The sequence below is a fragment of the Chitinophaga sp. 180180018-3 genome (assembly GCF_037893185.1).
GTDB lineage: Bacteria > Bacteroidota > Bacteroidia > Chitinophagales > Chitinophagaceae > Chitinophaga.
In genome coordinates this window covers 899,476-916,399 of the sequence record NZ_CP140772.1, presented here as the reverse complement: position 1 = coordinate 916,399, position 16,924 = coordinate 899,476, and the positions used below count along the sequence as shown (strand labels likewise).

General features: G+C 47.2%; 8 protein-coding genes. 1 reads left to right on the top strand and 7 read right to left on the bottom strand.

Features of this window, described 5'->3' with window-relative positions; genetic code table 11:
• Position 1 precedes the first annotated feature (1 nt).
• The 7 genes from UNH61_RS03715 to UNH61_RS03685 all read right to left on the bottom strand — a co-directional run bounded on the left by UNH61_RS03715 (position 2) and on the right by UNH61_RS03685 (position 12,760).
• A complete protein-coding gene (locus UNH61_RS03715) occupies positions 2-670 on the bottom strand; it encodes a potassium channel family protein (protein WP_326990768.1) in 669 nt (222 codons plus the stop codon).
• Positions 671-706: 36 nt separating this feature from the next.
• Complete coding sequence (locus UNH61_RS03710) at positions 707-2,080, bottom strand: aldehyde dehydrogenase family protein (protein WP_326990767.1); 1,374 nt, start codon at positions 2,078-2,080, stop codon at positions 707-709.
• A gap of 266 nt (positions 2,081-2,346) precedes the next feature.
• Positions 2,347-5,040, bottom strand: coding sequence for a hypothetical protein (locus UNH61_RS03705; protein ID WP_326990766.1), 2,694 nt, complete (start codon positions 5,038-5,040; stop codon positions 2,347-2,349).
• A 6-nt stretch (positions 5,041-5,046) separates the two neighbouring features.
• The gene (locus UNH61_RS03700; RefSeq protein WP_326990765.1) at positions 5,047-6,804 is read right to left on the bottom strand and encodes a glycoside hydrolase family 66 protein; all 1,758 of its coding nucleotides are present in this window, start codon (positions 6,802-6,804) and stop codon (positions 5,047-5,049) included.
• A gap of 5 nt (positions 6,805-6,809) precedes the next feature.
• A complete protein-coding gene (locus UNH61_RS03695; protein ID WP_326990764.1) occupies positions 6,810-8,246 on the bottom strand; it encodes a SusF/SusE family outer membrane protein in 1,437 nt (478 codons plus the stop codon).
• 18 nt (positions 8,247-8,264) lie between these two features.
• Entirely contained in the window at positions 8,265-9,740 is a 1,476-nt protein-coding gene (locus UNH61_RS03690; RefSeq protein ID WP_326990763.1) for a RagB/SusD family nutrient uptake outer membrane protein, read from the bottom strand.
• A 14-nt stretch (positions 9,741-9,754) separates the two neighbouring features.
• Positions 9,755-12,760, bottom strand: coding sequence for a TonB-dependent receptor (locus tag UNH61_RS03685; protein ID WP_326990762.1), 3,006 nt, complete (start codon positions 12,758-12,760; stop codon positions 9,755-9,757).
• Between the two features lie 186 nt (positions 12,761-12,946).
• Here UNH61_RS03685 and UNH61_RS03680 point away from each other — a divergent pair, with 186 nt between their 5' ends.
• Positions 12,947-16,906, top strand: a complete 3,960-nt coding sequence (locus UNH61_RS03680; protein WP_326990761.1) for a two-component regulator propeller domain-containing protein — start codon at positions 12,947-12,949, stop codon at positions 16,904-16,906.
• The last annotated feature ends 18 nt before the right edge of the window (positions 16,907-16,924 follow it).

Genomic DNA, 16,924 nt, shown 5'->3' with positions numbered 1-16,924 from the left:
ATCAATCTTTTGATGAAAATTTACTGATCAGGATACCCACCAGGATAACGGTGTAAAACTGGCCAGCGATGCCGATAAAAGAGGTGATGAGTTTGGTGACGTGCGTAGCCGGGGTAATATCTCCAAAGCCGATACTGGTGAAAGTAATGGAACAAAAATAGACCAGGTCGGTAAAGATCGCCGCCGGAGAAGACGCATCCATGCCTTTGAAGGCATCCCGGTGCTGGTACTCGAAGCACTGCAACAGAAACACGGAGATCTCTATCAGCAAAAAGTATCCGCAGGCGGCGGCTGAAATAATATCTGTGTTGATATAGCCAGGTTTCACGAGAAACCGGAGCACCTCCATAAAAATGAAGGAAAAATACACCACATATGCAATATTCAGGAGTTGAAAATAGTTAGGATTCTTTCCAAAAAAAGGAATCCCGATCGGTAATGCCAGCACCATCACAAACAAAGCATTCCGTAACCAGTGTTTCCATTTCAGGCCATCGGAAAAAGCAAAAACGCTGCCCAGTCCCAGCAGCAACATATTCAGTGGCCAGATCACACGGGTATAAAAATCCAGGTCTGTCAGGAAGATACTGATGAATAAGTGCTGTATCAGGGCAAACAGTAATAGCTCATATTTTCTTTGCTCGAATTTTTTCAGGATTCCGTTTCTCAAGGTTAGTTTTTTTAGTTTAATTGTTGGGAAGAGTAACTACCCGAATATACTGAGGTTTTTGGCAATATCCTTACCTGCATATGGCGGAAATACATCCAGCTCCAGGTCGGGGTTTCCTATGAGCATCGCTTTGGTATTGCTGAGGGCATCGAAGCCGGCTTTTCCGTAGTACTTGCCCATGCCGGAATAGCCGACACCGCCGAAAGGGAGGCTATCGATCCAGCAATGCAGGTTGGTTTGGTTGACGCAGCCGCCGCCGAAGGAAACTGCGTTGAGGAAGTAGTCGATGTTTTCCTTTTTCTTGCTGAAGATATAAGCTGCGAGTGATTTAGGTTTACGTTTGATGATGGTGGCAATTTCCTTCAGATCGGTGTACACCATCACCGGCAGTACGGGGCCGAAAATTTCCTGCTGTAATGCCGGATCGTCCCAGGAGCTTGGATACAATACAGTAGGCTCCACATACCGGGCTTTTACATCGTAACGGCCGCCGATCACTACTTTCCCGGGGATGATGTAAGAGGCAACGCGTTCTGCATCGTGTTCACTGATCATTCGGGCCAGATCGGGGCTTTGCTGCGGATCGTCGCCATACATTTTCCGGATAGAGGCCTTTAGCTTTTCGATGAATTCAGCGGCGATGCTTTCGTGTACATACACATAGCCGGGCGCTATGCACCATTGCCCTGAAATGGCGTTGTGGCCCCAGGCGATACGGTCAACAGCAATATCGAGGTTGGCTGTTTCGTCGACCACCGTAGGATTCTGGCCGCCCAGTTCCAGCACCACCGGTGTCAGGTTTTCCGCAGCTGCCCGCATCACCACTTTGCCTACACCGGAGCTGCCGGTAAAGAAGATGAAATCGAACGGCAATTCCAGCAGGGCGGTGATCTGCTCACGCCCTCCTACTACCGCGCTGACGGCCTCGGGCTGGAAATACTGCGGGATCAGTTTTTCAAAAAGACCGGCTACAGCGGGGGTTGTATTGGCCGGTTTCAGGATCACCGTATTCCCCGCTGCCAGTGCTGCAATGGCAGGATCCAGCAACAGCAGCACCGGTGCATTGAAAGGACCAATCACCAGCGTAACACCGTAAGGTTCTTTATAGATAACGCCCCTGTTTCCGGTTTCTTCCAACCCTTTCGGGATCTCCACCGGTTCCGGCGCCATCAGCTTTTCCAGATTTTCTTTATAGTATTTTATCACGCCCAAAGGCACCGTGATTTCAAATAACTGTTCGAAGGGCGGCTTACCAAAATCTGTTTTCAGGGCCTCACAAAATGCATCCTGGTTTTCCTTCAGCAATGCTTCCATGTTATTCAACTGCTGCATCCGCCACTCATATCCTTTGGTGGTATCTGTATAGAAAAACTCTTTTTGTTTATCGAAAACGGGTTGGAATGGATTCATATCATTAAAGTTTAGAATAACTGTTTATGTGTGTATCAACAGCAGGTGTATCTTTAATGCTTACAAGACAGAAAAATGGATAATTGAATTTTATACAAAATCACAATTATCCATTAATCAATCATCTTAAGGACTTCTGCATCATTACAGCCCACATATGTTATCCTACCCAGATACCTGTGTGTATAGTGCTCAGAAATCAGGTTACAAAGATCATAAATGGGTCTTTCTTTCTATGGTGAACTTTTCGGAACTTATATATTTCGTTAAAATTGCCAGTCGTTTATCCTGATTAGCCTTACATAATCCACCATTGCCTGGTTCGTTTCTCCGTTCATATTCATGTCCGCTTCCTGCAATGCCAGGGTGATGATATGTTTTCCTTCAGTCAGGTATATTTCCTGTGAGTTGCTAAATCCCCAGTCAGACCACTCTCCTTTTCCCCGCTGTGGCATTACAATTTTCCCCAGTACCTTGCTGCCTTCCATCAGGGTGCGTATGGCGCATTTATTTTCTGTATTAACCGGGCCGTTTCCGTTGGCATAGCGCAGGTCGAGCAGGTACTTTCCTGTGGCAGGCACCATTACCGGTATTTTCAGGATCCGGTTCAGGTCTGTGCTGATTTCAACAAAACCGCTACCGGAAAATCCCTTGTACGAAAGCAGGGAACAACCGGCCATTGTTTCCGCTTCTGCGAGCAGCACCCTCGCACTGTCTGCCACTAATACCGGCTGTGATGCGAACGATGGTACACCGGCTGCATTTTTCGCTACAATGCAGTATTCCGCGAAACCTTTAGCAGCTACGGCCAGCCCGGTGTCTTTCGTTTGTGCCAGGAGCTTTCCATTTTTCCACACCTGATAGGTATCAACATCTTTTACACGCGGCCATTTCAGCCATCCGTCCTGGTAGCCGGCCTGTGGTGTAGCCGGAGCAATGAGTTCCGGTACTTTATTAACAGCAGCGTTGCCGGTAAAGGTATTTCCCAATACTATCCTCACGTGATGAGCGCCCTGCATCACTGCAGGGATATGATGGGAGGCCGTTTGTTTTCCATCTACATAAAATTCCTTTACAACATTTCCATACCCGTTCATTTCAATATCCAGCACAGCCTGGCGGTATCTGAAACCTGTCAATTGCCGATTACCGCTATAGGCTGCAGGTACAAATGGATGGAACTCCAGTTGCTGTTCGCCAAAATGAATACCGAACAGTACTTTATGCACCAGGCTAATATTGCCTGCAAGGCTCCATAACATATTACTGGAATTGATTTGCGTACCGGTAAAATCTCCATCGGATGCGACAAAATTTTCTTTATTGGTGAGGAACATTGCGGCGGGCCGGTAAATAGCGCTGATGCCTTCCATTACCGCTGCCTCATTACCGGTTTTAGCGCCGGCCCAGGTACAGAAAGAAGCTACAAAAGGCCACACGGCATCGTTATGATAGGGTGGAATATTCGGGATCTGCGGATATATACACGGAATACCGAAATCCATTACAGGGATATTATCCACTACTTCCTGCTGTCTTTGATTATCTGCAATATCAAATAACACACAGAGTGCCTCTCCCAGCGCTTCTGAACGGGGAGATATCATTTTTTGATATCTCCCATAAAGATATTGTGCATAATATTTCTTTTCCGGCAACCAAAAATGCCGGTTGATGGCTTTACGGATCTGTTCCGCCACTGCCTGATACCTGGCGGCGCCCTCCGGTTTGCCCAATAATGCCGCCATGCGGCTCAGTACGCTGTTGGCTTCAGCATGCACCGCATTAGTGCCGAGGTTCAGAGAGCCGTAAATATCGGCGGGTTGCATCCAGCGTGGATAGGTTTGTTCGCGCCAATCGAGGAACGATGATTCACCTCTCACCAGCCCGGTAGCCGGGTCATATGCAGTCTGGTAATCATCTTCCAATGTGTTACGAATAATTGTATAGGCATCACTCAACCATTGCCTGTCGCCCGTTACCTTGTACACTTCCCAGGCTGCCAGGGCCCATACGATACGGTCCGTAGATACCGGCCATGCGCCGCCTGTACCGGTATCCTGTATGATTCGCCGGCGGGCGTTTACTTTTTTCATAAGACTGTAACGTGCTACCTGCGGCTGCAGATAGGCCATTGACAGGATAATGCTGTAACTGATGTCGCGCGTCCATACGCCCGCCCATTCCCTGCCGGTACGGAAAGTACTGTCTTTTTCTACGGCGTTAAGCATTTCCTCGAGCGACAGGTTATACAGTGCATTACTTACCGGAAAGCCGGAATGGTATTGCGGAAAAGCGCTGATATCTTTAGTCAGCTTCCAGTGAGAGGCAGTATGTTTACCGGGATCAAAGCGATTCATGATAAGCGTGGTTTCATAGATCCCATCGCCGTCGGGATCTTTCAACTCCAGTTCAGGATGATTGACCAGGTTATCGAAATCCCATATCAGTGGCGCAGCTCCGCCAGCTACAAAGAGGCCTTTGAAATCATCCTTATAAATTTTCGTGCCATTAAAGGCGGTGTAATATCCCTGATCTTTGAATGCTTTTAGCACTTCGCGCATATCCACCCGGATGAGGAGCTCTGTATTGGGCGCCAGAAATGCACCAGGGGTTTCTTTAGCTGAAAGGAGCGTACCGAATTTGATCAGCGGCGTTATTGCTTTTCCGTTTTCCGTAATACAGTTGAAATGATGATCCATGCCGGAAGGCATTTCATTGTCCTTTCCATTGATGCTGAATTTGAACGATAACAAAGCCGATTGAAAAAGATTGGCGGGGCTCTGATAGTCTGATGTTAATTCATGGTCAGATATTGCCTTTGCCACATACCTGTTTCCTTGTACGATACTATCGGCATAAACGGTGTAAGCGGCAGACCTCCATACCGGCGATTGGGCACAAACCGTTATTGCTGGCAGCAACAAGGCTGCCAGCGTAGCTTTACAAATTCCTTTCATTGATAATTATTTATAAGTGACCACCACCATATCCCAGTATTGCAGAGAGGGTAGTGTAAACGAAACGGTGTTACCGGTTTGCCTGAACGGGAGTGATGTGGCTACTCCGAAACCATTGTCAGGAGAAGCAATCCATACTTTTGCCACAGGTTTATTCACTGTCACATCCAGATCTGCGTTGCTGATGACAGCAGGCGCAGGTTGTGTTCCATCAGCATCTCTCCAGTTAAGAGAATTCGCATTGGTGAAATTCACCAGGTGCAGTACCTGACTGTTGCTGACCTCCCTGCCTATCACCGCCACCTGACCGGAAGCCGGAGGCCAGGCGTTAACGGCCAGTTTACCATTGGTGCAGCTTACCACAGGATTATTGAAGGCACCACCGTCCCGGAGGAGATTCTCGTAGGCAACCAGGAAGTCGTAATACCTTACCATAGCCTGTTTTAGATCATCTTTCATTTCCAGGTTATCGTTGGGGAAGTACTCCTTTCCAAGCATATGTTCTCCCAGTTCGAGGTGTGAAGCGCCAAATGCAAACGTCACTGCATCCATCAACAATACGCCGGGTGTGTTGAAGAAGCCTTTACCATCGGCCACATTATAGTTCATATACGCTGCCAGTACCGTCTTCTTAGTATTATTACTCCAGCGGTCATTATCCTGTATAATTCCTGCCAGATCCTTAAAACTTTCATTCGGTGTCCATACTTCGGAGTACAGGAAATCTACGGGCGATTGTGCAATCGGCTGCCCGCCGTATTGTGTTACAGCGTTCATCACGAGCCGTTTGTCCGGCGCGGCTATTTTCATAGCGTCGATAAATGGTTTGAAGGTACCAGCCATATCAAGATTGTTACCACTGTAATCGTACAGTGTACCGCGATTGCCCAGCTGGTCTATCTGGTAGCCATCAAAAGCGTAGGCAGCGTATACATCCTTATTACGTTTCGCAATGTATTGCTGCCATTGGGTGTTGGCCGGATTGAGGATATAAATATCACTTTTGAACATGGGCCTGGGAAGATTCAGTACGTCCTTCGTTGTATGATTTTTGTCTTTGAAAGCATACCATTCTTCTCCTACCCCATCGGAGCCGCCATCGCTCAGGGCTCCATAGGCCAGGTTATAGAAGATAGCTTTCATGTTATATCCATGAATAGCGTCTATATAATTTTTAATGGTAGATGCATACGTGTCCCTGTTCGCAATGTCCTTGTACAGGCTCAACGGTGCTTCCGGTGTTCCGGCCAGTGGCATGTGATGCTTGTAATGCCAGTCCTGGAATTGTACACCGTTGATATGATGCCTGTTCAGGTTTTTGATGACTTTGCCTATATCGGCAGTGCTCATTTTACCGAAAGAAGCAACAAAGCCATAACGTGGAAAGCGGGACCAATCGGACGATACATCCACAGCAACACTGGTGTGGATCTTTTCCCTGCCGTCCGTGATCTCATATAAATCGATCATATATCCTTTAAAATCCGCAGCGGGGGCTGTCCAACGCCATGTAGTTCCATTGAGGGTTTCCTCCTTAATGGTTTCAGCGCCGTGCCTGTAGCGGATTTTGATATTACCGGCGAGTGGTTGGCTCAGTGTGAAATTTATTTCATCGCCAGGCTTATATACTGCTTTATCAGTATGAATAGTGAGTACATAAGATGCGCCGTATGTTACGGGATCATTTACCGGATTGCTTTTCTCACAGGAAGAAAATGCCAGGAATGCACACAGGAATATACTTGTCATTTTAATTCTTTTCATTTTCGTTACAACTTTTGAATGGAGATGGTTTCGTACAGCTGGTTGATGACGATCTTGTAGTTACCTGCCTGAGTGATTTTCCATTTGAAATCCGGGCTGCCGGATGGTACAAATTTCATTTGTGTACTGCCGGGGCCGGCCCCATTCAGTACTGGCATAAAGTAATCGCAGCCCCAATCGCCGGTCGACAGCGGGAATTTGAATTCGCCGGTGTTCATTGGTCCGCTGTAGGAAAACACATACGGATTGGATGCATCCGGTGTCATTTCCTGCGGGCTGTTGATATTCCAGCCTACCGGTGTAGCATCCCCAACCATCCAGATCTTTTTGTACGGAGTAAAGGGCCTGACGCTGATAGTATTGTTCTGTATATCGAGTTTGATCTTATAAGGTCCCGGATTGGTGATCTGCCACTTGTTATCCGGCGTGCCATTTTTCACCAGCTGCACGCTGGTGGAAGTCAGTGCCGGATGATTGGTGAGCGGCATGTAATAATCTGTTGCAAAGTTGCCGGTAGCCACTGGTATCTTAAATTCGCCGGCTTTCAGCACTTCATTATAGGAGAACACCCACAGATTTGAGGAATCGACCCTCATTGGCGAAGGCGCCCCTATATCCCAGCCAGTGGGTACCGCATCACCCAGCATCCATAGACGGGCGTAAGGCGGAGCATCGGTAATGGAGATACTGATAGTCATATCCAGTAAACTCAGCGAGATAGTATATACACCTGATGCTGTTATTTTGAATTTATCGTCCGGCTGGTTGTCGGCAGTTCTGTAAAACAGGTGTGCATCATCACTACCCTTGTTATAAGAAGGTGCGAATTTACCCGGCGTGGTGATGAATTTCAATTCGCCTGCGGTAAGATTGCCTTTCCAGGTAAAGCGTCCGGCTTCGTTTGGGTCGGCGATAAGCGGAGTTGCTTTATCGGCGCTCCAGCCATTGGGTGCAGCATCGCCGATCAGATACAATGTAGTAGATACTGCTTTGTAGGGTATTAGCTGGATACTCAACACCTGCGTAGTATCGGTCGCATGGTTACTGCCGGATACCGTAGCTATGATTTTAGCTTCCAGGGTGCCGGTGGAATCGGCTGTGAAACCCAATTGCTGCAGCAGCAGGTTATTCAACTCCGCTACTGTGTATTTGCGTGAATAAGCAGCTTTGCCCATATCCTGGGTTACTGCTTTGCTGAAATGATTCCCCTGTTTATCGAGCAGTAATGTATAGGCAATCGCTGCATTGGTGCCTTTATTGGAACCTGCGGTCCAGTTGAAAACGATAGCTTCTGCCCCATCGTTTTTTTGTTGCAGTGTTACCTTGCTTTTAGTAGCAGTGAGTTGCAGCGGGCTATCTCCTTTATTCAGCTCTGTTTCATTATATTTTTTACAGGCGCTGAACAATATTACCAGCAGCAATCCTTGTAGGATAAATTTCATAACGTAGTTTTAAACTGATCAGTAACCGGGATTTTGTGTCAGGTTCGGATTGGCATCCCTTTCCTTCTGGGGAATAGGTAGCAGCAGATGTTTGGAAGTGGCATTTACTTTGCCGATGGCATGGAGGAAATCGAGGCCATACTGCCCCTGCTTCACCCTCACCAGATCGAACCAGCGTTCTCCTTCAAAGGCCAGCTCCATACGTCTTTCATGCAATACTTTTTCACGGAAAGCATCTTTTGGCAAACCATGTACTTCCGGTAAGCCTGCCCGGGCCCTTACAGCATTCAGCGGTGTTTCTGCAGCAGCCGTCTGCCCCAGCTCGTTGAGCGCTTCCGCCTGCATCAGTAATACATCTGCATAACGCAACACCACCCAATTAGCAGGATTGGTATTATAATCAACAGAGACAGATTTCGATACGAGGAATTTCCGCACGTTATATCCTGTAACCGACCAGGTGGCATTGTATTTCATACCGTCGAAATCAGGACATCCGTTGTATAATACTGTTTGATTCTTACGTTTATCGTCCGGTTCATAGGCACTCACAAACTCCTGTGTTGGCTGATTCCAGCCATAGGCGCCTGCTACCATGTTTGAGTTGCGTGGCCCCATAAAGGTACTGACCCAGGAGGCCTGGTTTTCATTATCCCAGAAGCTGTAATTGGTTTTACCATAGTATTGTACTTCGAACAGGGATTCCAGGGAGTTCTTGGTCTGCGGATTGAAATTATCGCTGTAGTTTTTATTCAGCGTATATCCCAGGGTTGTTACCTGCTGGCATAGTTCCGCTGTTTTCTGATAGTTACCCATTGTCAGGTATACTTTCGCCAGAAGGCCGGCCGCAGCGCCTTTTGAAGCCCGGCCAATATCGGCGCCGGTGTAACTTTCGCGGGCAGGCAAAAGCGCAATGGCACTGGTCAGATCCTGTACGATAAGTTCATATACTTTGTCTTTGGAAGTACGTACCGGACGCAGGTCATCCTGCGGAGTCTGCGGCTGTGTGAGCAGTGGCACATCACCAAATAATCTCACCAGGATGAAGTAATAATTGGCCCTCAGAAAATGGGCTTCTCCCAAGACCCTGTTCTTCAGGTTTTCATCCATTTGTATAGCCGGTACCTTCTGTAGTACCATATTGCATCTCAGAATGCCCGGAGCGGGCCCCCGCCAGATATCCAATGCTGCTGCATTATCAGTAGCCGTTACAAAATTGGAGATATCCTGTGTTTCAATACCGTCTGTTCCACCACCTGCACCAGTAATGCTGTTGCCAGCCCATATATCGGTAGTCCACATACGAAGATTATACAACTTGGGCCATTGCAGCGGCTGATAAGCGCCGTTGATACCAGCTACGGCATCGTTGGCGGTTTGCCAGTAATTTTCAGAATTGATTTTGTCCGGCGGTGTTTTATCGAGGTATTTGGAACAACCACTCATCACTGCTACTGCCAGGAACAAACGAAAATATAAGGAGTACTTCATCATCTGTTATTGGATTTTTAGAAAGTAAGATTAACACCGGCGCTCAGCGTTCTGGTAACCGGGTAAACGTTCAGGTCGATACCGTTGGCCGTTACTTCCGGATCGAAGCCGGTGTATTTAGTAAAGGTGGCCAGGTTCTGACAGGATACATAGATCCTTGCAGCTGCAAGTTTTGCTTTTGCTGTCAGCGGTTTCGGCAGGGTATATCCCAGCGTTATATTCTTTATTCTCAAGTAAGATCCGTCTTCCACGTAGCGATCGGACACACGGGTATTTTTATTCGGATCGTTGAAAACGGCGCGGGGCATGGTGTTGCTCGTTCCCGGCCCTGTCCAGCGATCTAATACGGCAATAGTCTGGTTCTGTGCTACGGCCATGCCTTCCTGGTTAATACGGTTGGCGTTGAAGATGCTGTTCCCTGAAACACCCTGCAGGAAGATGCTCAGGTCGATACCTTTGTAGGCAAAGGTGTTATTCATCGCAAATATTACCGTAGGATTGGGATTCCCCAGAAACGTACGGTCGGCATCATCTATTTTTCCATCGTTGTTGAGATCCCTGAACCTGATATCTCCCGGTGAAGTGCGGTTAAACGGATCTGCGCCGGGTACCTGCACAGCGTAAGCATCCACTTCTTTCTGATCCTGGAAAATACCATTGGTCACGAAACCGTAGAAGGAGTTGAGCGGATGTCCCTGCGCATGAATGGCGAGGTTCTGATTTAATCCGATACCACCGGTATACATAGGCACACTGTCATTCAGCCTAACGATTTTATTCTTATTAAACGATACATTGAAATTGGTATTCCATTCAAATACGCCCCTGATATTCTGAGTATTGATATTGAGCTCTATACCTTTGTTCTGCATCTTACCCGCATTGATACTTGGCACCACGATATCGGAATAACCGGTTGAAATGGGCACTGACATTGGCACCAGCATACCGTTGGTATTTTTCAGGTAAGCGTCCACAGTTACGTTAATACGGTTATTCAGCAGGGTTGCATCCAGGCCGATATTGGTTTGTTCCACTTCTTCCCAACGTACAGCCGGATTCGGGATACTTTGTGGCACCACGGCTGTTACCGGTGTGCCGTTGAAATTATATTGGACAGTCTGATATACGGAAGCGAAAGAATAGTTGCCTATATTCTGATTACCGGTTACACCATAGCCTGCACGTAGTTTCAGGTCGTTGATAAAAGTGATGTTTTTGAAGAAGTCTTCATTGGAGATTCTCCATGCTACCGAAGCAGAAGGGAAAGTTCCATATTTATGTGAAGGTCCGAACCTGGAAGAGCCATCGCGCCTTATGGTAGCGGTAAAGAGATATTTATCTTTATATGCATAGTTAGCGCGGCCAATGAACGATAACAATGCCCAATCGCTGCCGTTGCCTCCTATAGCAGGTAGTGTAAGCCCATTATCCAGCTGATTGGTGCGGTCGTCTGCAAATCCCTGGATAGAGCCACTCATATATTCGTAGCTGTTATTCTGCGCGCTGCTGCCGGCCATTATCGTCAGGTGATGATCGTGGCCAAAAAAGTGATCATAGGTAAAGTAGTTATCCCATAAAAGGGTGATGCTTTTATTGAAGCTGCGGGATAATGAAGAATTAGGCACAGCAATGGGTTTCCAGTCGTATTTAGGCGACCAGTTCCTGCTGTCCCACGACATATACTGTATCCCCCCTGTGGATCTGAATTTCAGGTCTTTGAACAATGTTATTTCCCCGTAGATATTGCCGAGTACATTGTATCCTTTGGTGGCGCCAGTATTAATGGTAGCGGTACCGATAGGGTTGCGAATATCGCCTACCCAGGCGGGGCGGCCTGCCGGACCAGACCAGGAGCCGTCTTCATTGTAAATGGGCTGGGTGGGTAAAGCAGCCATGGCAGCCTGGATATTATAGCCGCCACTGTTTTTTACATCAGCGCTGAGGGTAAGATTGTTTCCGAATTTCAGCCAGTCGAATACTTTTGTATCGAGATTAAATTGCATGTTGTAGCGCCTGTAATCGGTATTGATCACGATACCTTTCTGATTGAACACACTACCGGAAACGTAATAGTTGGTAGCTCCATTTCCACCGGAATAAGCCAGGGAGTAATTCTGCATGGGGGCCGTACGGAAGAGTGCATTCAGCCAGTCGGTTCCTTTGCCGAGTGCGAGTGGATCAGCATAATCAGGATTTTGGGCTTGCCCGTTGTTAGCCATCATTTCATTGTGCAGGGAGGCAAACTGGCGGGCATTCAGCATTTTCACCATGTGGGCAGCGTCTTGCATGCCGGTGTAGAATTTGGCTTCCAGCCTGTTCTGGCCGGTGCCTCTTTTGGTGGTGATCAGCACTATGCCATTAGCGCCCCGTGAACCGTAAATGGCGGCGGCAGAAGCATCTTTCAATACCTCGATAGCGGCGATGTCGTCCGGACTGATAGCATTCAGCGGAATATCGGTGGGTACCCCGTCCACCACCAGCAGCGGATCGGCGTTGTTGATCGTACCTACTCCCCTGACACGGATGGTGACGTTGCTTCCGGGAGCACCAGAAGATACAATCTGCACCCCCGAAGCCCGTCCCTGTAAAGCTTCACCTACGTTGGGTACCGGCAGGGAGGAAATATCCCTGCTTTTCACTGAACTGACAGCACCTGTCAGATCACGCTTTCGCTGGGTACCATAGCCCACTACCACCACATCGCTGAGCGAGCGGCTGTCGGGCTTCAGATGAAGCAGGTTGCCAGACATGGTTTTAACAGCATACCGTTCCTGCTGGTAACCGATATAAGAGCACAACAAAGTATCCTGCAGCGCGGCTTGAATAGAAAAGCTGCCATCGGCATTAGAAACAGTACCTACAGGCTTTCCTTTGACCTGTATAGTGACACCCGGAAGCGGTTTATTGTCATTCTCCGACAATACCCTGCCGGAAACGCCACCATTCTGAGCCCGCAAGGCGCCAGGGAGTAGCAACAGTAAAGGGAAATACATTAAAAAGCGGCAATTACTACCAGGCATAAGTGGAATCGTTTAGTTATAATAGATTTGATTGACGGTACCAGTTTGTTGCGAAGGAAGAATTTTTTTAGCGCATACACTGATCGGAGCGTTTCAATTTATGATCAAATTGTTTCAAAATATCGGAGAAGCGCCGCTCTCCCGCTGTATATTGGTGCAACAGCTGTAATTCCGTATCTTGGTCGCGTGCGATGTTCGTTCTTCATATTATACCTTACCTTAATACTGCTGCTCGCCACAGGCACCATTACCGCGCAAACCTGGTACTTTCGTAATTACCAGGTGAATAATGGTATTTCCAGTAATACTATTACCAGTATCACACAGGATAAAAAGGGGTTTATGTGGTTTGGCACCCGCAATGGTTTGAACAGATTCGATGGCAACGCCTTCAACATCTTCCGCAACAACACCGCAGACTCGTTGAGCATAGGCAGCAATTCCATTCTCAGCCTGTTTGAGGACGAACAGGAACAGCTGTGGGTAGGCACTTATAAAGGTATTTACCTTTACGACCCTGTAATGGAGATTTTCCGTCCTTTCCGGAAAATTGTTCCCGGAGAAATCAGATACCTCGGTGGTGATCATCAGCACAACATATGGATGATAGCGGATTTTGTTTTGTACAAATACCATCAGCCCGATGGGAAATTGACCAGTTATCCTTTTGAGAAGACGCAGGCCATTTGCCTGCATGTTACAGAAACCGGCGCTGTTTGGGCAGCTACCAACAACGGCAGTATCAAAAAATATGATCCGGCAACGGACCATTTTACAGCATACGACATTTCAAAAAGTACCAACACAGTGGTGCAGGATCTCTACCCGGTGAACGACAGCATTGTGATAATTGGCACCATGAACCAGGCACTCTGGTATAATCTGCACAACAGCAGCAGCTACGATATATTCCGTGAGCACCGCGATGTCCAGATTCATAAAATACTACGGCAATCAGCAACGGAATTCTGGTTCGGTACAGAAACCGGATTGTATATCTATGATCAACAAAGCGGCCGCATTTCTGTACAGCAAAAAAGTTACAACGATCCCTATGCTGTTTCCGATAACGTGATTTACTCCTTCTATAAGGATCGCGAAGGAAGCACCTGGATAGGCACTTTTTTCGGAGGTATCAATTATTACTCATCTTCCTACAACAGGTTTCATAAATACTTCCCCCAGTCAGGCCCAAACAGTTTAAGCGGCAACCTCATACATGAAATTTGTGCGGATCAGTATCGTCATTTGTGGATAGGTACGGAAGATGCCGGACTGAATAAGCTGGATCTTACAACTAATACAGTAACGCATTTCATGCCGGGACAAGGCGCCGGCAGTATTTCCTACAGCAATATACACGGACTTACCGCTGTCGGGAACGAATTGTGGATAGGCACCTACGAACATGGACTGGATGTCATGGATATACGCAGCGGTAAAATTATCCGTCACTACGATGCACATAAGGATGCCGCTTCTTTCGGCAGCAATTTCATTGTAGCACTCTACCGGACACGTACCAACGACATTCTTGTGGGCACCTGGAGTGGGCTGTTCCGGTATAACCGGGCGGAGAATAATTTTACGCCGTTGTCTTTCTTCCATACCCAAATACAGGCTATTCACGAAGATGAACAAGGCACCATATGGGCCAGTACCTACGGCAATGGCGTATATTACTGGAACCCGCAAACCGGGAAAGGCGGTACACTTAAGGCCAGGAGTGGCGAGAGCAATACATTGATCAACAATTACGTAAACAACTTGTATGAAGATAGTCATCACCAGATGTGGTTTTGTACAGAAGGTGGATTATGTTGTTATGTGCCTGCTACCGGCAGGTTCACCAGTTATACTATGAACGACGGATTACCTGACAACCAGGTGTTCCGGGTGTTGGAAGACAATGCAGGACAACTGTGGGTATCCACTTCTAAAGGCCTGATGCGTTTTAATCCCTCCAACGGCAGGAAAGAAATTTTTACTGCCGCCAATGGCCTGCTGACCGAACAGTTTAACTACAATTCGGCATTCAAGGGGAGCGATGGCACGCTTTACTTCGGTTCCGTAAAAGGTATGATCAGCTTCAACCCGGCGTTGTTTGTAGCACATCCGTTTATTCCGCCGGTATACATTACCGGGCTGCAAGTGAACAATCAGCCCCTTACACCAGGCCATACGAAAGGTTATTCCGGGAAATCTATCACCTATACGAAACAGCTCACACTTACATATGATCACTCCAACGTGGCTATTGATGTGGCGGCACTTTCTTACACTATCCCGGAAATGAACGGGTACCAATACAAAATGGAAGGGTTGGATAAAGATTGGACTCATCTGAAAAGCAACCGCCGGATATATTACACCAAGCTGCCACCTGGAAAATATGTTTTCAAAGTAAAAGGTTCCAGCGGCGAGGACATATGGAACAATCAGGAAACTACATTGGCCATAGAAATACTTCCGCCTTACTGGGCAAGCACATGGGCCTGGCTGTTGTACGTTTTACTGGGAGCAGCTATCGTGTTTGTCATCTTCCGATATTATCATATTGCGCAGGATGAAAAAAACAAACGAAAGATGGAGACATTGGAAAAAGAAAAGGAAAGAGAAATATACAACGCTAAAATAGAGTTTTTTACTAACGTGGCGCATGAGATCAGAACACCATTGACACTGATCAAAATGCCGCTGGACAAGCTATCGAAACAGATACCGCTTAGTGCTGACATAAACGAAAGTCTGAACATGATGAAAAAGAACACCAACCGGCTCATTGACCTCACTAATCAGCTACTTGATTTTCGCAAAGCCGAGGCCAATAATTTTAGTCTTACTTTCATTAAAACAGATATCAACGAATTTCTGCAGGAACTATATAACAGTTTCCGGCCGGCAGCAGAACAAAAAAATATTTCCTATAAACTTGCACTACCCCGGCTGACACTGCATGCCTGGGTAGATGCAGAGGCGTTGAAGAAAATGTGCTCCAACCTGATCAGCAATGCCATCAAATATTCGGAACAATCGGTACTGGTGAAGCTACTGCCATTCGGCAGTGAAGACAATATGTTTCACATTGAAGTACGGAACGATGGTTTTGTTGTTCCGTATGATCAGAAAGATAAAATATTTGAGCCCTTCTACCGGATGAAAGAAACGGAGAAGCAACCGGGCACGGGAATAGGGCTATCGCTTTCCCGGACATTGGCAGAACTGCACAAGGGGATACTGGAACTGAAGCCTTCGGCCGAAGCGTTAAATATTTTTCAACTAACGCTTCCCATTCACCAGGAGCAGGAAATGAGTCTTCCCTCTGATACGACGGCAGAGGCCACGCCCTCTCTGGAAACAAACGAAGTGGCCGATCCCAGCAAGCCGCTATTATTATTAGTAGAAGACAACAAGGAGATATCGGTTTTTATTCAAAAAGAGCTGAGTGCATCCTACCAGGTACTGAGGGCCGGCAATGGGCAGGAAGCGCTGGAAATATTGCAACAGGAGAATGTGCAGGTTGTAGTCAGCGATATCATGATGCCGGTGATGGATGGAATTGAGTTATGCCGGCGTATCAAAACAGACCTGCAGTATAGCCATATCCCGATTATATTGCTAACTGCTAAAAACACCCTGCATTCGAAGATAGAGGGGTTGGAAGTAGGAGCAGATGCCTATATAGAAAAACCTTTTGCCTTTGAGCATCTGATGGCGCAGATTGCCAATCTGATCAGTAACCGGACCATTATCAAAGAATACTTTGCAAGGTCGCCACTGACACATATCAAAGGGATAGCCTGTTCCAATGCAGACAAACAATTTCTGGAACAGCTTAATGCTGTCATCAGTGATCGGATTGCAGACATGGATCTGGATGTGGATCAGCTATCGAAGCTGATGAACCTGAGCCGGCCTACGTTATACAGAAAAATCAATGCGTTATCGAACCTGACACCGAATGAGCTGATTAATTTGTCGCGGTTAAAGAAAGCCGCCGAGCTGCTGGCGGAGGGAAAGTACAAAATAAATGAGGTGGCGCTAATGGTAGGATATAGCGTACAGACTAATTTTTCCAGGGATTTCCATAAACAGTTTGGGGTGACACCATCGGCGTATGTGGGTGGGCTGGAAAAGAGTAAATAAGTGTCAGACAGACAAAGT